This is a genomic window from Yersinia sp. FDAARGOS_228 (assembly GCF_002073315.2).
Lineage (GTDB): Bacteria > Pseudomonadota > Gammaproteobacteria > Enterobacterales > Enterobacteriaceae > Yersinia > Yersinia intermedia.
This window is the reverse complement of the sequence record NZ_CP020409.2, coordinates 1932352-1950074: the sequence shown is the minus strand read 5'-3', so window position 1 is coordinate 1950074 and position 17723 is coordinate 1932352. Positions and strand designations below refer to the sequence as shown.

Here is a 17723-nt window from a genome sequence, read left to right as displayed (position 1 = left end):
TCGATTCAGGCATACTGCCGCTCCCAAGGTTGTTGTTCACTCATTGAGCTGATCACTTTATCAATGCTATGTGCCGATAAGCCGCGTTCAAGGTGCTTATGTGGCAGCCAGTCATCCACTCCGGTGAGTTTGTCGCTATTTGCCAGCGTGATTTTATGGCCAATCGCATCAGGAATTAGCGAGGTCGATTCCTGAGCATCTGTCAGCAAATCATATTGTTCGCTATAGCACCTTACACCGCCGTTTCCTGCGAAAATGCGTGCTTGAGTCGGGTCCATGCCAAGGCGATTTATTGTGTAGTCTGAAACACCAGCGGCATTAAATGTCACCGCAAATGTTCCACTCGCTAATGCTGCGGTCGCCGCCAAACCGCCTCCCAATGAGTGCCCAGTGATCACCAGCGCATCACCAAATGCCATTTTTGCTGTTTTACATAAAGCAACTGCTTGATTATACTGAACATCATCATAGCCAGTGGCTTGCCGGATGTTACTTAACCAATCACTGAAATCATTGGTACCCGCGAAGGATAAAACATACTGCTGACTATCACGGTAAACTCCAGCCTGAAAGCCTGAAGCACTATCAAATAAACTTGCCGGATCTATTCCCGCAGTGAGTAACTCACCATCACTCAAACGTGTAAACCCGCCGATGCTCCCGACAGCAGGAGCGTAAACATCTTTAGCAAGTAATGCTAATGAATAGTCCCCTTGCTGTGATCCTTGTCCACTAGATATCGCAACACGCTCACTCCCTATGGTGGATCCATCACTTCGTGGCAAGCTAACGTTAGCCTGCATACTGTAACAAAGCTCATTACCGGCCAACGTTGCTGCTGTAAAATGAGTTGTTTGCGCCACTGAAGGCTTGTCTGCGGTGGTAGCATCCCTCCCGACCAGTTCCGATGGATTCACTTGACTCATTAAACCTGCTAATGCAGTAGGCCCAATTAAACTGACAGATCCACTCATGCCACTCCTTGTCGAAAGATAATCCAGATAGTTACTTCGGCGTTATGAGTTTATCTATCGACACATCGGATGAGTTCTTAAATGGAAATGGTAAGATTTATTTATAAATACAGAGAAGTGTGATCGTTATCAAATTTATCGACCAATAAATAGCAGATATGAAAAAGGGAGCCGAAGCTCCCTTAAGATTTTTGAATGAATTAAACGTTATGGCAAAAATTACAGACTTTCAGTGAAAGTACGGGTAATCACATCACGTTGTTGTTCTGGTGTCAGTGAGTTAAAACGCACTGCATAGCCAGAAACACGAATCGTCAACTGAGGATATTTTTCTGGATTTTTCACTGCATCTTCCAGTGTTTCGCGGCGCAGAACGTTAACGTTCAAATGCTGACCACCTTCAACACGCACTGTAGGCTGCACTTCCAGTGGAACTTCGCGATATTCGATCTGGCCTAACTCACTGGCAGGAACTATCTGATCTTCGGCATAACCGGCTTTAGCGCAAACGCAGCGCAGTTCAGATTTTTCATCATCCAACAGCCAAAAAGAGTTCAGCAAGGCTTCATTGTTAGCTTTAGTAATTTGAATACCAGTAATCATTTGGTGCCTCCATAATGCGGATATAAATTCCAAGGGGGAGAAACTATCTTGGTTATTTGGTAAAACCATTGTTGTCTTATTGTTCTGTATACCAGCCAGACAGCCGCAATTCTTTGACTTAAATCAATCTTTCAGCCACACCAGCAACAGCTCAATCAGCAAATTTATGTTTTATATCAATTTTATCAAAAGCACTGACAGCAATTATTTTTGTAAATTTTCAACATTTTTTGCATAAAGAGGTCAAAAAAGCATCATCACGTCACAGAGTCAGGTTTAACGGTTTCACTCACCGGTTTGAACCGGTAAGCTAACGCACATCAATACTTTACAGAAACCAAGGAGAGTGTTTATGTCTGCCTCCCTTACCTGGCACGATGTGATCGGCCTGGAAAAAGAACAGCCTTACTTCAAAGATACACTGGCCTATGTGGCAGCAGCGCGCAGTGCAGGCAAGACTATCTATCCTGCACAAAAAGATGTCTTTAACGCCTTCCGCCTGACCGAACTGGATCAGGTTAAAGTGGTTATTTTGGGGCAAGACCCCTACCACGGCCCCAATCAGGCACATGGATTATCATTTTCTGTGTTACCTGGCGTGCCGGCTCCCCCCTCTTTGGTGAACATGTACAAAGAGTTGGCTACTGATATCCCCGGTTTTGAGCGCCCTAACCATGGTTTCTTGCAAAGCTGGGCTGAACAAGGGGTATTACTGCTTAACACGGTGCTAACCGTTGAAGCAGGTAATGCACACTCACATGCTAACCTTGGTTGGGAAACCTTCACTGATAAAGTCATTGCAGCACTGAATGAACATCGTGATGGAGTGATTTTTCTGTTGTGGGGGGCACATGCTCAGAAGAAGGGCCGAATCATTGATACCCAACGCCACTTTATTTTAAAAGCACCACACCCATCACCGCTGTCTGCCCATCGTGGTTTTCTTGGTTGCAAGCACTTTTCACAGGCAAATCAGTTACTAAAACAACAGGGTCAACAGCCTATTGATTGGCAACCAAAACTACCAACAGCAGAATAAACTACCAAGGTAGTTAAATAAAAAAAGGCACCCGAAGGTGCCTTTTTCACGTCAAAACACCTTAAGCTTTCGCTTTAGATACCGCAACCATCGCTGGGCGTAGCAGACGACCATTCAGCGTGTAACCTTTTTGCATCACCATCATCACATGATTTGGTTCATGATCAGCAGATTCAAGCATCGTCATTGCCTGATGAACATCAGGATTAAACGGCACATGGGTATCAGCAACAACTTCAATGCCGAATTTACCTACTGCATCAAGCAGTGATTTCAGCGTCAACTCGACGCCTTCAATCATCGAAGTCAGTTCGGCATTGGTTTTATCAGCAGTATCCAGTGCACGTTCCAGATTATCGATCACTGGCAATAATTCAGATGAAAATCTTTCCAGTGCAAACTTATGCGCTTTTTCAACATCCAATTCAGTACGACGACGGATATTCTCAACTTCAGCCTTAGCGCGTAGCAAGCTTTCGCGCTCACGCTGTACGGCTGCAGCCAACTGCGCTTCAAGCTCGGCAACACGCGGATCTACACCTTCACCCGTCTCTTGTGTCGCTTCCACTTGCTGCTCTGCTGCATTTTCCATTTCTTCCGAGACTTGCTCGTTTGGTGTTTTCTGTTCTTTACTACTCATGGATATCTCCGCGTTTTAGCATTAATCTCGCTACTTGGCTTATTATGGGGATCAAAACCGGGGATTCAAGGGAACCGGTCATAATGTGGGGTAAAAGACGCCCCCAGTAAGGAAAATCACGGCAATGAATAATAAAAGATTCAATTGTATTGGTATTGTCGGTCACCCACGGCACCCGGCTGCACTTGCCACCCATGAGATGCTCTACCACTGGTTGAACGCCAGAGGTTATGCCGTGATGGTTGAACAGCAGATCGCCAAAGATCTTAATTTAACCGATGCCGTTACCGGCAGCCTGGCTGATATTGGCCAAAAAGCTGATTTAGCCGTGGTGGTCGGAGGCGATGGCAACATGCTCGGTGCCGCACGAGTACTCGCTCGCTATGATATCAAAGTCATCGGTGTCAACCGAGGCAATCTGGGCTTTCTAACTGATTTAGACCCAGATAACGCCCAACAACAACTTTCAGATGTATTGGAAGGTGAATACCTAAGCGAACAACGCTTCTTACTGGAAGCACAAGTGACCCGCACCAATCAACAAAGCCGCATCAGCACAGCAATCAATGAAGTGGTTTTGCATCCGGGTAAGGTGGCACATATGATTGAATTCGAAGTGTATATCGATAACCGCTTCGCGTTCTCTCAGCGTTCAGACGGCCTGATCATTGCCACCCCCACCGGCTCGACGGCTTATTCGCTCTCGGCAGGTGGCCCAATCCTCACCCCCACACTGGACGCCATCGTATTGGTCCCGATGTTCCCCCACACTCTAACCGCCAGACCCTTGGTTATTAATAGTAGCAGCACCATCCGATTGAAGTTTTCGCAAATCACCAGCGACCTGGAAATAAGCTGTGATAGCCAGATAGCGCTACCGATTCAAGAAGGTGAAGAAGTATTAATTCGCCGTAGTGATTTCCACCTCAATCTTATTCATCCAAAGGACTACAGTTATTTCAATACGTTAAGCACAAAATTGGGTTGGTCGAAAAAATTATTCTAAAAAACACCGCAAGGACTTTACTGTATATAAAACCAGTTTATACTGTATTCAAATACAGCCATGTGTTTATGTACAGGAGATTTACCATGCTGGCCCAATTAACCATCAGTAATTTTGCAATTGTGCGTGAGTTAGAAATTGATTTTCAACCCGGAATGACAGCAATTACTGGCGAAACAGGGGCAGGTAAATCTATCGCCATAGATGCATTGGGGCTATGCCTTGGTAGCCGCTCAGATGGCAGTATGGTGCGTTTAGGTGCAACGCGTGCCGATATTTGTGCTCGCTTTTCACTGGCAGACACCCCATCGGCCCGCCAATGGTTGGAACATAACCATCTTGATGACAGCAATGAGTGCCTACTGCGGCGGGCTATTGGAACCGATGGCCGCTCAAGAGGCTTTATTAATGGTACAGCAGTCCCGCTGTCACAACTGCGGGAGTTAGGCCAGCATCTCATCCAGATTCACGGCCAACATGCCCATCAGTTGCTATTAAGACCAGATCATCAAAAACAGTTATTAGATGCCTACGCAGACCAACCTGCTCTGCTAAGCGAAATGAAAGCAGCCTATCAAATCTGGCACCAAAGCTGCCGGGCGCTGGCACTTCATCAACAGCAATCGCTGGAACGTAACGCTCGAAAGGAATTATTGCAATATCAGTTGAAAGAGCTAAATTCATTTGCCCCACAAGCGGGGGAATATGAACAAATTGATATCGAATATAAACGCCTGGCCAACAGTGGGCAATTGCTGTCACTCAGCCAACAAACCTTACAATTACTGTCAGATGATGAACAAAATAATATTCTCAGCCAACTCTACTCCGCCAAACATCAGTTAACTGAACTGGCTAGTATGGATGAGCAATTTAATAACCTTTTGAATATGCTAGAAGAGGCTTCTATTCAAATTAGTGAAGCCAGTGATGAATTGCGCCACTATGCAGAACAATTTGATATGGACCCTAACCGCTTGTATGAACTGGAGCAACGGTTATCTCGTCAATTAAATCTGGCCCGTAAACACCATGTAACGCCGGAAGAATTACCGTTGTTTTATCAGCAGTTGCTGGATGAGCAAGAACAGCTATCACGCCAAGAAAACGATCATGAGCAACTCAGCCATGCAGTAAATACTCACTATCAACATGCTTTAGAGATAGCTAAGCGGTTGCACCACGAGCGCCAGCATTATGCTGATGAATTGGCCGCGCTAATTACCGAAAGTATGCATGAATTATCAATGCCACATGGTCGATTCACGATTGATACCCATTTTGAGCCAGAGCACCTCAGTGCTGAAGGGGCGACCCGCATTGAGTTCTGCGTCACTACCAACCCTGGTCAACCGCTGCAAGCGCTGGCTAAAGTGGCCTCCGGTGGTGAACTGTCTCGCATCGCATTGGCGATTCAGGTGATTACAGCGCGTAAAATGGACACTCCGGCGCTTATCTTCGATGAAGTAGATGTTGGTATCAGTGGGCCAACGGCAGCCATAGTAGGCCGCCTGTTGCGTCAGCTTGGTGAATCGACTCAAGTTATGTGTGTCACTCACCTTCCGCAGGTTGCGGGTTGTGGTCATCAACATTTCTTTGTGAGCAAACAAACCGATGGCACAGAAACCGAAACCCATATGCATCGGTTAGATAAAAAAGCCCGCTTGCAAGAGTTGGCGCGCCTTCTGGGTGGCAGTGAAGTGACGAAAAACACCTTGGCAAATGCAAAAGAATTGCTCGCAGCGTAGAAAAGATTAACTTTTTTCCTTTCCAGAGGTCATACAGGTGCCCTGTAAAGGTTTCCAACTGCTGCAAGGTCTATTATCATCGTCATCCTACGCCCTAAAGGAATGTGATTACTATGCGCTGTAAAATGCTGACTGCCGCCGCTGTGATGCTTGCAATGCTTACTGCGGGTTGTTCAACGCTGGAGAAGGTGGTCTACCGGCCTGATATTAATCAGGGTAACTATTTATCACCTAATGACGCGTCCAAAATTCATAAAGGTATGACCCAGCAACAAGTGGCATATACCTTAGGTACACCAATGCTACAGGACCCGTTTGGCACTAAAACCTGGTTCTATGTGTTCCGCCAACAACCTGGCCACGAGAAAGTAACACAACAGACGTTGACGTTGACCTTTGATAGCAGCGGTGTGCTGACTGATATCAAAAACGAACCAACATTAGCAGGAAATTAATTTATCCGAAGATTGCAGAGCAGATGAAGGGAACGAATACTGATTATGGTTTTAGGCAACAAGCCGCCTAATACTTATGCAACCATAGGATAGCGTGCGCTTTTTCTTCGATAGCAGTTCAGGGCTACAATAAAAATAAGGCACAGACAGTGCCTTATTTTTTTGCCTGTTCGGCGCGTTGCCGGCGTAACTCTTTAGGGTCTGCACTCAGAGGGCGATAAATCTCAACACGATCGCCCGTGTTAAGCTTATCGCCCAGTTTTACCGGGCGGCTGTAAACACCCACTTTATTTTTTGTCAGATCAATATCTGGCCGTAACTCAAGTAAACCCGACGCTTTAATAGCATCCTCAACAGTACTGCCCGCCTCAAGTGAAACAGTGCGCAAATATTGGCGTTCAGGCAAGGCATAAACCACCTCAACGCGAATCTCAGACACTGTATACCTCTTTAGCGCGTTGAGTGAATGCCTGCACCATATTCCCAGCTAATTCTTTGAATATTTTACCAAACGCCAATTCAATCAGCTTATTGGTAAATTCAAAATCAAGGTGGAGCTCAACTTTACAAGCATCTGCACTTAATGGGGTAAAATGCCATCCACCCATTAATTTCCGAAACGGCCCATCAACCAGTTGCATATTAATGCTCTGGTTATCCGTCAATGTATTGCGTGTAGTAAATGTTTTACTGATACCTGCCTTGGCGACATCAACTGCGGCCGTCATTTCATTTTCAGTAACATCAAGCACCCGGCTACCGGTGCAACCGGGCAGAAACTCTGGATAAGAGCGAACATCATTAACCAGTTGATACATCTGTTCTACGCTAAACGGAACCAACGCAGAGCGGCTAATCTGTGGCATAACATTTCCTGTGAGACATAAAACGCGCTGATAATAGCATTTATCCACCGCCAGACAAAAAATCTGCTAGGCATTGCGTGCAACAAATGAGACAAAATGCACAGGCATCCTACGGGAAAGGATTTCATTCCCCTCGGCATACAGTATAATGATCAACACTATGACAAAGAAAAAAGCATACAAACCCGGTTCCGCAACCATTGCGCAAAATAAACGTGCCCGCCATGAATACTTCATTGAAGAAGAGTTCGAAGCGGGTCTTGCACTGCAAGGTTGGGAAGTAAAATCTCTGCGTGCTGGCAAAGCCAACATTAGTGATAGCTACGTAACCTTTAGAAATGGCGAGGCCTTCTTGTTTGGCGCCACCATTACGCCGTTGAACGTTGCGTCGACTCATGTTGTCTGCGAGCCAATGCGTACCCGTAAACTGCTACTAAACAAACGTGAGCTGGATTCTCTGCTCGGTAAAGTTAATCGCGACGGTTTTACCGTAGTTGCCCTTTCCGTATATTGGAAAAATGCTTGGGTTAAAGTTAAAATCGGTGTCGCAAAAGGTAAAAAAGATCACGATAAACGCGATGACATCAAAGATCGTGAATGGCAGCTCGATAAAGCCAGAATAATGAAACACGCTAACCGTTAAGTCTCTGGCTTATCAGCGTATAGTTCTGGTATACTACAGAAGTTCTTTGGGGCTGATTCTGGATTCGACGGGATTCGCGAAACCCAAGGTGCATGCCGAGGTGCGGAGGCCTCGTAAAAAACCGCAAAAAAAATAATTGCAAACGACTCGCAATACGAATCTGCTGCTTTAGCAGCTTAATCAGCCTAAGAAACTGAAGATTCCCTCTCTCCCTAGCCTCCGCTCTTAGGACGGGGATCAAGAGAGGTCAAACCTAAAAGAGATCGCGTGGACACCTTGCCTGTGGTGAAAGCGTTAAACCCAATCAGGATAGTTTGTTAGTGGCGTGTCCGTCCGCAGCTAACCGGCGAATGTAATGACTGGACTAAGCATGTAGTGCCGACGGCGTAGTAATTTCGGACGGGGGTTCAAATCCCCCCAGCTCCACCACATTTGATAGGACAGTGACCGGACAGTATCATATAAACCAGTGACTTATGATAAATGACCGGACGAAGCACTGACCTAGTTTGGACCAAAAAGGATACGTAAAAGATACGCGGCTCCTTTGAAGATTAAAAAGCCTCTGCTAACCCAGAGGTTTTTTTTCGCCTTTGGTTATCATATTTCGTTTCATCTGCCACGCTTTTTGTATGCCCTGTCCGGCAGTATCGCGAACATGACTGACACTGATCCGTCCCCCTATACCAATCTAACTCTAAACTTTTTATTTCCCAATTCATTATTGACAGGTAATTATAAACACCTAAAATGCTTTCTTCTCAGGTAGTAGAGCGCTTTAGCATCCCTGATTTTATTCACAACTAGAAATAATAACTATGCTGGATAATTAGCATGATAAAATCAGTCCATCAGTTGAGAGGGATTGCATCTCTTTTTGTAGTTTTCGTTCACTTAAAATTTTTACTCAACGATACATATGCACAAAAAAACCTAGGAGATATGCTATTTTCTAGTGGATACTTTGGTGTAGACCTGTTCTTCATGATTAGTGGTTTTGTTATTGTTTACTCAACTAAAAATGATGACAGCATATTATCTTTTTCAGTTAAAAGATTATTTAAAATATATCCCGTATATTTATTCTGCATGGCCTTATTTGTTGTAATAAACTACCCTAACGTAATTGAAATTGCTGTAATCAAGTCTCTTTTATTCTTACAGTTAGATTATAATTCTGCCGCACCTTTTTATGCATATAGTTTTATCATTACCGCTTGGACATTAACTTACGAGCTTATTTTTTACGTATTTTTCTTGATTGCGTTAAAAATATCACATCGTTATAGAATACTAATATCGTCAGTTATGATGTTATCTGTATTTTCCTATTTAAATATAAAATACAATGGGTATTTGACATTAGACCCAACCACCACTCTAAATTTCACAGCAAGTAATAGCATCCAAGGATTAATAAAAAACTTGGCAAACCCGATATTAATTGAGTTTATTTTAGGAATGATTGCATGTGAAATATACATGAGAATTCGTACCGACAATGAAATATTAAAATCTGCAAGTGACTTTATATTTTACTCATCATTGGGTGTTTTTTTGTTCTATACTTTTGGCGGTGGTGCATCGGGACATGGAGTTACAAACGTGGGTTTAGGTTGTTTTTTGCTCTTAGTGGCTTCTGTCATCCGAGAAAAAATAAAAGGAGTAAGAGACAATAAATACCTAAATTTTCTAGGCGATATATCCTATCCACTATACCTCATACATCCTATAATAATGGCATTTATACCATTACACAGTAACTTCTTTCAGCTATATACACAGACTTCAGGGTTTGGTAAGTTTATATACTTACTATTTTCATCAATTTTCGTATCTTATTTGATTCATATAGCAATAGAAAATAACACTTCTAAAGTAGCTAGAGCAATTATAAATAAACTCAAAACCAAAGATTAAAATTAAAAAATATAACGTGTGGATGCACACCCCACGTTATATTTTTAGTCAAATGACGAATTTCCAATCATTGATTCTATTTATAGATGTTATGGTTTTGGTATCGAGTTTATAGCAAAGGCAGGGGTAGCGTCATAGAATGCTACCCAACGGCCATCTGACGGTTCAACTTCACCCAAAAAATTAAAATTAGATGATGATTGTGGTGAGGCAAACCATGTGATTATTGTCGTCTCTGTTTCATCAGAGAATTGCACATATAAGACCATATCAACACCCCATTAAAATAAATAACTTGAAATCAAAATAGAACCAGCTTTATTGCTTGTCATATCACTTTCAAAACGATAATAGAGTGTTTGAGGTGTTATGATATCAATTGAAAAGTTACTCGCCGCATCAATACCATTCCCAGCATTAGCCCCCAATCTTACTTCCTGCCAACCAGTACCAAAGCTATCACTGCCAAGAGATATTGATGAAAATGACGCTGCTGCACTGCTACCACCTCCAACTTTGCAATTACCGTGAGCTGTTATCGCATTGAGTGGGGTGGCCAATGCAATAGATACAGCCGTAAGCGCTGCCATGGATGTACTAGCTGACACAACTTGAACAAGTGGGAATGATACTTTTCTGCCTATCAGGTAACTAACTTTAAACTGGCTTGAGGCGATAGGGGAAATACTGACTAAAGCTGATGCAGTGTATCCGGCAGGCATGCTGATGCCTGTGTTGTTGGGTTGTAAATCGCATACAGGGCCACAAAACCGCTTACTGGAGCTGTTCCGATATCCATCCCGCCAACGCCGACAGTTGCCAGGTTAATTGCCTTATTGAAGCTGCTAAGTTTGTACTGAAGCCCGCCCAAAGCAGTTTGCACAATCAGTTCATCTGCGGTGAATGTTACTGTTGCTGATGCAGCAGTAACGCTCATTTTCGCATTACGCGATGTTCCTATAACACCAGTTAGTTGTGGCAAGTGGGCGACATCACTTAAACCTAAATTTGTCAGAGCCGCCGATACTGCAGTAACTCCAGCTGCTTTAATTTCAGCCAGATTACTCGCGACTTTAAGGTATTTGGTGTTCGTTTCACTGCCAATAAGCAGCTTTATTGCTGCCAGCACCTGAGCGCGATCTGTTTTCTTTAACGTAATCCCCGCTGCCTCAACAAGTCCCGCCAGCTCTTCCTGCACGGCATCAAAGTAATCATCATCCAAAGCCGTGGCCGGTCCGCCAGTCTGTGGGTTACCACGGGTAAAGCCGTTCTTACCCGCGCCAAATTTATCAACCTGGGCGGTTGGGGTATCAATACGATGCATAAAGGGTTACTCCGGGTATAAGAAAGTCACATAGGTGTGTGAGGGGCAAAGTTTGTTAATGACGCATTCGGCAGTGGTATCGCCCCACGTTCTCAGGCTGTCGGTGCAGACAGAGGCGCAGGTCATGTCAGTTATCTGGGTGACATTCGGCATGTTGACCTGCCACCAGTAGCGCCACTCTTCTGCATAAAGCGAGTCAATACAGGTCGAGGTGCAACGAAAAACATCACTTTCAAACTGGGTAATAGTGGCATCCGGATAGCCCAATGCCGCCAGTTGTGCCAGATAAAACGCCTTATTAATCCCGCCAGTGACATTAATTTTTGCATCCAGTCGCTGCTGCCGCTGGGCTAGAGTCTGTACGCCGGGCGGGGCGCAAGAGTCCGGCAAGCCAGCTAATTGCTCATAGCGGTCAATCAACTCAGTGGTGGTGCGTGGGTCAATCTCTACCATCAAGCCATCCCCACGCCGATGGGCGCGAGAGTAAGACGGTGCAAGCCCCAGCAGTAGGGGATCATCCCCCTCCCATGCCGGGCCACGCGGCAGCAGGTTGGTTAATAACTGGCTATAACTGTCGGTTAAGTCCACGTTAGATCTCCCACAACGGGCAGCTCAGTCGCGGCCAGCGGTATATCATCGGTCGGGCTGACCAGAACGTGTTTATATTCGCCAGTCGCAATACTGATAGCCTCACTGATACGCGAGTGATCCAGTGTTCCACCCGGCACCCCATCACGCAGAAACAAGGCGCGCAACTCAGCAATGACCGCATAGCGCACTTCGGGTGTATCTGGCGTGAGGCGAATATGGAACGACACCACTTTTGCTACTGGCGCGAGAATATAGAGGCTGGCCCCCGCCACCGGAGCCAGCGGTAAGATGTGATCACGTGTAGCGGTGACCACGACGTTATCTGGGATGGGGTTTTCAAGATTACTGTTAGCTACCATCACGCCGACCGTGCCAGCCCCCATCCAGTGGCGATAAGTCCAGGCACGAGTGACGCCGGGCACCTCTTTAGCCCAGATAATGTAATCGCCATCAGCGCCACCCTGCGGGGTGTAATACCAGCGTTCGATTATTCGTGCTCGCCACTCGTCCACCGGCTCCACATCAGTACCGCCCTCGATGCTGTCAGCGGCAGCAGATGATGGCAGGCCGTTAATCGGTTGAGTCAGCACCATGCTGATACCATCGTCAGTATTACCTGCAGTGCCAGCAACAGAACAAATCACCGGTACCCGCAAAACGCCCGCAACAGCAGTCGCCACAGCGGTGGTGGTGTACTCTTGCAAATCATCACGTTGAATTACTCTGCCGGCAGGCACTTCAATACCGTTGGTGACGCCCTCCCAGCGTACAAAACCGGTCGCCGTTGCTGATTCCTTGCAGGGGCAGCGCTTCATATTGCCGTGGCGCGCTAACCAATCCTCATCACACTGATCCGGTAACAGGTTGCGGGCCAGATAGTCGATATCTACAGCGATGAATGCTCAATGGGAAAACCTTTTTAGATTTGCTTTACACACTGGAATGAGAAGTTCCGAATTATGCGCGATAAGGTGGCAAGACCTCGATCTCGTCGGCAATACAGCTCATGTAATAACGGCAAGTGTAGAGGGGGTAATCAAAGGGACTAAAACTAAAGCAGGTCGAAGAAAAATAGAATTAGACTCCGAAGCATTACTGGCAATCAAAAACCAGAAGCCCTTTACCTTTTTGCTAAATGAGTTTGTTTTTCATGATCCGAAAACGAATGAGGCTTGGGCCGGTGCTGATGCGATCAGAAAAAAAGCGTGGGTACCAACTTTGAAAAAGGCTGGCGTCCGGTACCGGAATCCCTATCAGACCAGACATACGTTTGCCACGATGCATATTAGCCAGGGTGCGAATTTATTCTGGTTAGCAGGACAGATGGGCCACAAGGGGCCGGAGATGCTTTTCAGGCATTACGGTTCGTTCCTGAAGGAATACAGTGGGATGACTGAGGAAGTACACCAAAGGAGCCGCACAGGATACGCGCCAGAAAAATAAACATTCCATAACAATAAGTTAGGGAATTACGGACGCGGGTTCAAATCCCCCCAGCCCACCAAATGTTAAACCGGTTATTACCAGATAAGTCCGGTGAAGTACGAAAAGCCCGCATCCCACTTAGGTTTGCGGGCTTTTTTGTGTCTGTAGTAGTCCGAGGAGATCCGCCTGAAACCGGCGTTTATTGGTATACGGTAAGATGTATACCAATTACAGGGAAGAATCTTGCATGGCGCGGACTACACGCCCCCTCACCCACACCGAAGTACAAAAAGCGAACGCCATCAATAAAGACCTTACCCTCCATGATGGTGATGGTTTATTTTTGTTAGTCAAAACTACTGGCAAAAAAGTTTGGCGTTTCCGTTATCAACTTCCCAACAGTAGTAAACGCACTATGATCAGCCTCGGCGCATAACTTCTCCCGCGCGCAATGGTCCCCCGCCTACGCGCTCTGACTTTATCATGCACTTTTCATGCATGACATAGAGAGCCTGCAAGCCCTTGTAGCGCGGTGTTTCAGCTGTTTTGATGCTGAGGCGTTGCATGCAAATTCATGCACTATATGCATGCAGTGCTCTTTTGGGCAGGCTAGCCAGAGAAAAAGCCCTTAAACGGCAAGAGTGAAGTGGCGAGAGCGGGAGATCCCCACTTTGAGAGGTTACAGGCGGAGTAGGATTATTAATGAATTCGTGCGTTAGAGCCGTAGCGATTTAATACTTTTCGCTCTGGTAGAATAACGACTGGAGCGGGCATGAGATGCATATTTACACTCTGGGCAACGAATATAATTGTTGCCCACAACCGAATTTAGTTTTCCACGTAGTTTTACCTACTTAATCCCTGCGATCCTTTTTATACTGCTCATATAGTTCCAACACTTTCTCGGCAAATTCATCATCTACAGTATAGAAATAGCACTCTGGTACACCTAGGACATGAGCAAACCCACACACTAACTCAAAGGTCGGTTTATGCGTTCCATGTTCATAGTGTGACAAACGTGAATAGGCGGTTGCTTCTTCAATACCGGCAAGTACACCAAGCCGTTCCTGAGTTAATTGCGCCCTGAGCCGAGCAGCTTTCAATCTCTTGGGTATCATCTATTTTTACCGTTAAAAAGACACATCGGTAATCTTTAGCATTACTCAAGATGCTTTTTCTTTAGAGTTCATAAATATGATTGAAATATATAAATTTTTCTCGTAAAAACACTTACCCATCAGCTAACTTCTGGCATGTATTCCCACGGTACTAATTCGCCATCAAATAATCGAAGAATTGCTTCGGCAAAGCTATCGTCAACTGTATAAAAATAGCACTCAGGCACATTCAATACCTTGGCAAAAGCACAAACCATTTTAAACGTAGGTTTATGTATTCCACTTTCGTACTGTGATAAGCGTGAATATGCAGTATTCTTCAGCAATACCCGCCGCAACACCTAGCTGTGTCACTCAGCCCCCGCATATATAACGGTGGGTTAACGCCCAATGAATCAGAACGATTTTTTTGGGAAAATGCTAAAGCTGTAGCGATTCTGAATATCAACACACCCCATAAGGAGAATACGATGCTGACTTACATTTTTTTCATGAAAGGTGATCAGGTTTTTACACTGGATAGCTCAGCACCTGATTTTGGGAAAAACCAGAAACGACTTTTAGACAAAGGCTACATAAAACAGTTTGAAGAACTACAAGCCGTTTCACCGGAGGCTGCTCTTGCCCGGTTTAAAGATATCAAAGGCGAAGAGTACAAAACTGAGAGTGGTTTTACCTCCGGCGCAGTCTTTACCTCTCTGATAGATGTTTTGTTGAAAAAAGGCTGACTGTTCACAACAAGTGAACAGTTTTTCTATAAATCTTTCTTTCTGAACAAGGTGACAGTATCAATCTATCATGGCGTGGTTCTAAAACATGCTCACTTAACGAATCACCCGATATAATGGAAATAACTAAAAAATACTTTAGCTTATACGGCTAGTTTGTTGATATTTAATGAATCAAATATAAATATCTATATTACTATCTTGTGCTTTTATCTGGTCTGCGTTCTCAACAACATTACTTTTCCCATCATGCTTTTGCTGCGCTTGTTGCGCCTGACGACGTAACAATTCAGCCAGTTGCTGCTGTAGCATCGTTAATTGAGCTTGAATGTTTTTTCGCTGTTCTTTTGACAAATCAATACCATCTTTGAGTTTTTGCGTAACCTCAGCGATTTTTGCGATTACATTCTGTATCTGAGTTGCCAAATCATTTCCAGCACTTGCAGTATTCTTGCCGCCATTTCCCGCCGCTGCTGCTATTGGTAAGCTCGCATTTATACCCATCGGACATATCCTTATCATTCGCTAAGTCAGTACAATGATTATCGGCAAATGGCGACTTTATCTTAATAATTTCAGCAATCCAAATATGATCCCAATCTATAGCCGCGCTGCTCAATGGCTTGTTTTAATGCCGGCGATGTCAGCACTTCTAACTCGGTCAAGCGTGGGTAACAATAGCCGCTGGTCATAAGAATGTTGTCGACAAACGCGGGGTGGCACATAATCTCGAGTGAATTAATTGCTTTTTGATCAGCATTTTCCAGCAACTGCAAAAATGTTTGTTCGGATAACGTTTCACCATAAAAACCACTATCGAACCACTCGCTGCTTCGCGGGTTATCAAGCACAATCTCATGCTGCTGTGCTTCATTGCGGTCAATACGCAGTGGAAGAGATTTCTGGTGGGCAAAAGCAACAACCAGCGGATAAATTTGCGGCAACATATGTACATGATGATGGCTGTCGATGTGAGTGGGGGCACGGCCGAAGACTGCAACAAATTTATCAAACTGAGCAGCCAACTCCTGAGCTATCTCGTCAAGATTCAGTTCACCCGCCTCGGCACGTTGCCACAACCACTTGCCCAGTTCACCGTTGGCATTAACTAATGATGGCATAGACGTTAACGGCCGCCCGTAAGTAAGAACAAAATGCATCCCTACGGGCAAAGTTGGATTTTGCTCGCTAAGTTCTGCCGCATGGTAGATATCGGCGCAGTTCATCATCGCCGTGGTGGATGAGACAATACCGTGCTGGAATGCTTCAATGATCCCGTAATTTTGACCTTTGCTTAAACCAAAATCATCAGCATTAACAATAAGTAACTTTTCCATTGTGGGCTCCTTGTTAGGCCATTTCAGCAAGAAATGTCTGGCTGGAAACTAATCGGATAACCCCTCTTTGACGCAGTTGAATTTTTTGCGATAGTTCCCTGGCGTAAAAGAGGTGAGTTTTTTGAAGTTTTTAATAAATAACGTGGTGTCGCTGTAACCTGCTTCAAAAGCAATGTCAGAGACTAAGTAATTGGTCATTTCAAGCTGAGTTTTAGCAAAGTTAACTCTAATTTCATTGATAATCTGCATCGGCGTTTTTTCGTAATAACGGCGGGTAGCGCGGGTCAGATACTCTTGGGTTTTACCAGAAAGTTCGATCATATTCACCAACGCTTTCTCACCAAACATCGATTTATCATGCATCTTGTCGATACTGCTCTTCAGCCACAGCGGAATATCGTCGTTAGTATCACTCTCTTTATGATGGCTGATGCGGTTAGTGACATAAAAAGTCAACAGTTCTACCAGTTCAGTAAGCTCATCGTCCCTAAAGTGTGGTGCAGAAATCGCCGATTCAATATAAGAGAGAAAATCACCTTTTAGGCGATAAGCCTGAGAAGCCACAACAGGCCGCGATAGCAGATGAGAATAGTGCTCTTCAAAGAAGGTTTTACTTATTCCCACATTCAGAATACGGGTGGCACCAAATTCATAGAAACTTTTGTGATGAGACCCCATGGGAATAAAAGCAAAATCACCTCGCTCTAAAAAGACTCGCTTACCGTTTATTTCCTGGAAACACATGCCGGTTAATATCAGCGTATATTCATAGTAATCATGTTGATGTAAGCCGGTGGCACTTTCCGTTTTGTTATAAATAAATAGATGAAACTCTTTTCCGTTAAAAAAGTCTTTTTGACGTACTAACCTGACTTCCATCTTATTTACCTTCACTTTCTCGTTCAAAATAGCCAATGTGTTATACAAAATTCACTGTAGCTTTCGATGCAATTCGATCAACTCATCAATTAACTCTCTGGCTAGCATCGCATTCATCAAATGATCCTGAGCATGGACCAGTACCAATGTTACTTTGGTTTTACCCTCTCCTTGGTCGGCTTCAATCAGCTTGGTCTGCACTAAATGCGCCTCATTTAGCGCCAGGCGGGATTGCGCCATCAACTCTTTCGCTTGAGCAAAGTCACCCGCCTTGGCCTGTTTCAAAGCGTTGTAGGCCAAACTTCTGGCTTGCCCCGCATTGATAATCAGCCCCATAACCACATCTTCCATTTCATCGGTAGGCTGCACATCATCCACGATTTTATCTAAATCAAACATGCTATTGTTACTCCGTAAATTAAAA

20 protein-coding genes, 1 other RNA gene and 4 pseudogenes are annotated in these 17723 nt (G+C 44.7%); 10 read left to right on the top strand and 15 right to left on the bottom strand.

The window, feature by feature from the left end; all coding sequences use genetic code 11:
• Positions 1-5: 5 nt before the first annotated feature.
• Positions 6-974 carry a DUF2974 domain-containing protein gene (locus A6J67_RS08980; protein WP_080608142.1) on the bottom strand — a complete coding sequence of 323 codons (969 nt, stop codon included), beginning with the start codon at positions 972-974 and terminating at the stop codon, positions 6-8.
• A 219-nt stretch (positions 975-1193) separates the two neighbouring features.
• A complete protein-coding gene (gene grcA, locus A6J67_RS08975) occupies positions 1194-1577 on the bottom strand; it encodes an autonomous glycyl radical cofactor GrcA (protein WP_005188661.1) in 384 nt (127 codons plus the stop codon).
• A gap of 352 nt (positions 1578-1929) precedes the next feature.
• On the opposite strand from grcA, the gene ung reads away from it, so the two are divergent.
• Positions 1930-2616, top strand: a complete 687-nt coding sequence (ung, locus tag A6J67_RS08970) for a uracil-DNA glycosylase (RefSeq protein ID WP_050084674.1) — start codon at positions 1930-1932, stop codon at positions 2614-2616.
• Positions 2617-2677: 61 nt separating this feature from the next.
• Here the strand turns inward: ung and grpE are convergent, their stop codons facing one another.
• A complete protein-coding gene (grpE, locus tag A6J67_RS08965; protein ID WP_005188665.1) occupies positions 2678-3256 on the bottom strand; it encodes a nucleotide exchange factor GrpE in 579 nt (192 codons plus the stop codon).
• 124 nt (positions 3257-3380) lie between these two features.
• On the opposite strand from grpE, the gene nadK reads away from it, so the two are divergent.
• From nadK to bamE, 3 genes are all read left to right on the top strand, one after another.
• The gene (nadK, locus tag A6J67_RS08955) at positions 3381-4262 is read left to right on the top strand and encodes an NAD(+) kinase (protein ID WP_042568440.1); all 882 of its coding nucleotides are present in this window, start codon (positions 3381-3383) and stop codon (positions 4260-4262) included.
• 86 nt (positions 4263-4348) lie between these two features.
• Positions 4349-6010: a DNA repair protein RecN gene (gene recN, locus A6J67_RS08950; RefSeq protein ID WP_050073481.1), complete on the top strand. Its 1662-nt coding sequence runs from the start codon at positions 4349-4351 to the stop codon at positions 6008-6010.
• Between the two features lie 113 nt (positions 6011-6123).
• The gene (gene bamE / locus A6J67_RS08945; RefSeq protein WP_019212230.1) at positions 6124-6465 is read left to right on the top strand and encodes an outer membrane protein assembly factor BamE; all 342 of its coding nucleotides are present in this window, start codon (positions 6124-6126) and stop codon (positions 6463-6465) included.
• A 154-nt stretch (positions 6466-6619) separates the two neighbouring features.
• Here bamE and A6J67_RS08940 read toward each other — a convergent pair whose 3' ends face one another.
• Positions 6620-6904, bottom strand: a complete 285-nt coding sequence (locus tag A6J67_RS08940; RefSeq protein WP_042568442.1) for an RnfH family protein — start codon at positions 6902-6904, stop codon at positions 6620-6622.
• Positions 6897-7331 (bottom strand): type II toxin-antitoxin system RatA family toxin, encoded by a 435-nt coding sequence (locus A6J67_RS08935; RefSeq protein ID WP_005188672.1) that lies wholly within the window; start codon positions 7329-7331, stop codon positions 6897-6899. The genes A6J67_RS08940 and A6J67_RS08935 overlap by 8 nt, the downstream gene beginning before the upstream one ends.
• A gap of 160 nt (positions 7332-7491) precedes the next feature.
• Between A6J67_RS08935 and smpB the strand changes: the two genes are divergently transcribed.
• From smpB to A6J67_RS08920, 3 genes are all read left to right on the top strand, one after another.
• Positions 7492-7974: an SsrA-binding protein SmpB gene (gene smpB, locus A6J67_RS08930; RefSeq protein WP_032907022.1), complete on the top strand. Its 483-nt coding sequence runs from the start codon at positions 7492-7494 to the stop codon at positions 7972-7974.
• Positions 7975-8022: 48 nt separating this feature from the next.
• Positions 8023-8403, top strand: a transfer-messenger RNA (tmRNA) gene (ssrA, locus tag A6J67_RS08925).
• A gap of 405 nt (positions 8404-8808) precedes the next feature.
• Positions 8809-9894 carry an acyltransferase family protein gene (locus tag A6J67_RS08920; RefSeq protein WP_050296789.1) on the top strand — a complete coding sequence of 362 codons (1086 nt, stop codon included), beginning with the start codon at positions 8809-8811 and terminating at the stop codon, positions 9892-9894.
• 281 nt (positions 9895-10175) lie between these two features.
• On the opposite strand, the gene A6J67_RS08910 is transcribed toward A6J67_RS08920, so the two are convergent.
• The 4 genes and pseudogenes from A6J67_RS08910 to A6J67_RS08895 all read right to left on the bottom strand — a co-directional run.
• On the bottom strand, positions 10176-10616 hold the full coding sequence (locus A6J67_RS08910; RefSeq protein WP_050296791.1) for a hypothetical protein: 441 nt from the start codon (positions 10614-10616) through the stop codon (positions 10176-10178).
• Complete coding sequence (locus A6J67_RS23440; RefSeq protein WP_050296792.1) at positions 10586-11218, bottom strand: hypothetical protein; 633 nt, start codon at positions 11216-11218, stop codon at positions 10586-10588. Before A6J67_RS23440 ends, A6J67_RS08910 begins: the two co-directional genes overlap by 31 nt.
• A 6-nt stretch (positions 11219-11224) precedes the next feature.
• Positions 11225-11806, bottom strand: a complete 582-nt coding sequence (locus tag A6J67_RS08900) for a YmfQ family protein (protein WP_050296793.1) — start codon at positions 11804-11806, stop codon at positions 11225-11227.
• Positions 11797-12693: pseudogene (locus A6J67_RS08895) on the bottom strand (baseplate J/gp47 family protein); the annotation flags it as partial. The gene A6J67_RS08900 and the pseudogene A6J67_RS08895, both read right to left, overlap by 10 nt.
• Positions 12694-12700: 7 nt before the next feature.
• Between A6J67_RS08895 and A6J67_RS08890 the strand changes: the two are divergent.
• Positions 12701-13252, top strand: a pseudogene (locus A6J67_RS08890) (site-specific integrase); the annotation flags it as partial.
• A 229-nt stretch (positions 13253-13481) separates the two neighbouring features.
• Positions 13482-13667: pseudogene (locus A6J67_RS08885) on the top strand (integrase arm-type DNA-binding domain-containing protein); the annotation flags it as partial.
• A gap of 421 nt (positions 13668-14088) precedes the next feature.
• Here A6J67_RS08885 and A6J67_RS08880 read toward each other — a convergent pair.
• Both A6J67_RS08880 and A6J67_RS08875 read right to left on the bottom strand, forming a co-directional pair.
• Positions 14089-14355 (bottom strand): helix-turn-helix domain-containing protein, encoded by a 267-nt coding sequence (locus A6J67_RS08880; protein WP_032907008.1) that lies wholly within the window; start codon positions 14353-14355, stop codon positions 14089-14091.
• A 119-nt stretch (positions 14356-14474) separates the two neighbouring features.
• Positions 14475-14709, bottom strand: a pseudogene (locus A6J67_RS08875) (helix-turn-helix domain-containing protein).
• Between the two features lie 116 nt (positions 14710-14825).
• Here A6J67_RS08875 and A6J67_RS08870 point away from each other — a divergent pair.
• Positions 14826-15083 carry a hypothetical protein gene (locus tag A6J67_RS08870; protein WP_032907010.1) on the top strand — a complete coding sequence of 86 codons (258 nt, stop codon included), beginning with the start codon at positions 14826-14828 and terminating at the stop codon, positions 15081-15083.
• 174 nt (positions 15084-15257) lie between these two features.
• On the opposite strand, the gene A6J67_RS08865 is transcribed toward A6J67_RS08870, so the two are convergent.
• The 4 genes from A6J67_RS08865 to chbA all read right to left on the bottom strand — a co-directional run bounded on the left by A6J67_RS08865 (position 15258) and on the right by chbA (position 17698).
• Positions 15258-15587: a FlxA-like family protein gene (locus tag A6J67_RS08865; protein ID WP_042568445.1), complete on the bottom strand. Its 330-nt coding sequence runs from the start codon at positions 15585-15587 to the stop codon at positions 15258-15260.
• 71 nt (positions 15588-15658) lie between these two features.
• Positions 15659-16420, bottom strand: a complete 762-nt coding sequence (gene chbG / locus A6J67_RS08860; RefSeq protein ID WP_005188778.1) for a chitin disaccharide deacetylase — start codon at positions 16418-16420, stop codon at positions 15659-15661.
• Positions 16421-16468: 48 nt separating this feature from the next.
• Complete coding sequence (gene chbR / locus A6J67_RS08855; protein WP_032907012.1) at positions 16469-17299, bottom strand: transcriptional regulator ChbR; 831 nt, start codon at positions 17297-17299, stop codon at positions 16469-16471.
• A gap of 51 nt (positions 17300-17350) precedes the next feature.
• Positions 17351-17698, bottom strand: coding sequence for a PTS N,N'-diacetylchitobiose transporter subunit IIA (gene chbA / locus A6J67_RS08850; protein WP_005188783.1), 348 nt, complete (start codon positions 17696-17698; stop codon positions 17351-17353).
• Positions 17699-17723 lie beyond the last annotated feature (25 nt).

Bases quoted from the DNA above. Each gene is read 5' to 3' on its own strand.
- bamE (WP_019212230.1), top strand. From the start codon at position 6,124: ATGCGCTGTAAAATGCTGACTGCCGCCGCTGTGATGCTTGCAATGCTT.
- A6J67_RS08880 (WP_032907008.1), bottom strand. From the start codon at position 14,355: ATGATACCCAAGAGATTGAAAGCTGCTCGGCTCAGGGCGCAATTAACT.
- smpB (WP_032907022.1), top strand. From the start codon at position 7,492: ATGACAAAGAAAAAAGCATACAAACCCGGTTCCGCAACCATTGCGCAA.
- A6J67_RS08910 (WP_050296791.1), bottom strand. From the start codon at position 10,616: ATGCCTGCCGGATACACTGCATCAGCTTTAGTCAGTATTTCCCCTATC.
- nadK (WP_042568440.1), top strand. From the start codon at position 3,381: ATGAATAATAAAAGATTCAATTGTATTGGTATTGTCGGTCACCCACGG.
- grpE (WP_005188665.1), bottom strand. From the start codon at position 3,256: ATGAGTAGTAAAGAACAGAAAACACCAAACGAGCAAGTCTCGGAAGAA.
- A6J67_RS08935 (WP_005188672.1), bottom strand. From the start codon at position 7,331: ATGCCACAGATTAGCCGCTCTGCGTTGGTTCCGTTTAGCGTAGAACAG.
- A6J67_RS23440 (WP_050296792.1), bottom strand. From the start codon at position 11,218: ATGCATCGTATTGATACCCCAACCGCCCAGGTTGATAAATTTGGCGCG.
- recN (WP_050073481.1), top strand. From the start codon at position 4,349: ATGCTGGCCCAATTAACCATCAGTAATTTTGCAATTGTGCGTGAGTTA.
- chbG (WP_005188778.1), bottom strand. From the start codon at position 16,420: ATGGAAAAGTTACTTATTGTTAATGCTGATGATTTTGGTTTAAGCAAA.
- grcA (WP_005188661.1), bottom strand. From the start codon at position 1,577: ATGATTACTGGTATTCAAATTACTAAAGCTAACAATGAAGCCTTGCTG.
- chbR (WP_032907012.1), bottom strand. From the start codon at position 17,299: ATGGAAGTCAGGTTAGTACGTCAAAAAGACTTTTTTAACGGAAAAGAG.
- A6J67_RS08920 (WP_050296789.1), top strand. From the start codon at position 8,809: ATGATAAAATCAGTCCATCAGTTGAGAGGGATTGCATCTCTTTTTGTA.
- A6J67_RS08870 (WP_032907010.1), top strand. From the start codon at position 14,826: ATGCTGACTTACATTTTTTTCATGAAAGGTGATCAGGTTTTTACACTG.
- chbA (WP_005188783.1), bottom strand. From the start codon at position 17,698: ATGTTTGATTTAGATAAAATCGTGGATGATGTGCAGCCTACCGATGAA.
- A6J67_RS08980 (WP_080608142.1), bottom strand. From the start codon at position 974: ATGAGTGGATCTGTCAGTTTAATTGGGCCTACTGCATTAGCAGGTTTA.
- ung (WP_050084674.1), top strand. From the start codon at position 1,930: ATGTCTGCCTCCCTTACCTGGCACGATGTGATCGGCCTGGAAAAAGAA.
- A6J67_RS08865 (WP_042568445.1), bottom strand. From the start codon at position 15,587: ATGGGTATAAATGCGAGCTTACCAATAGCAGCAGCGGCGGGAAATGGC.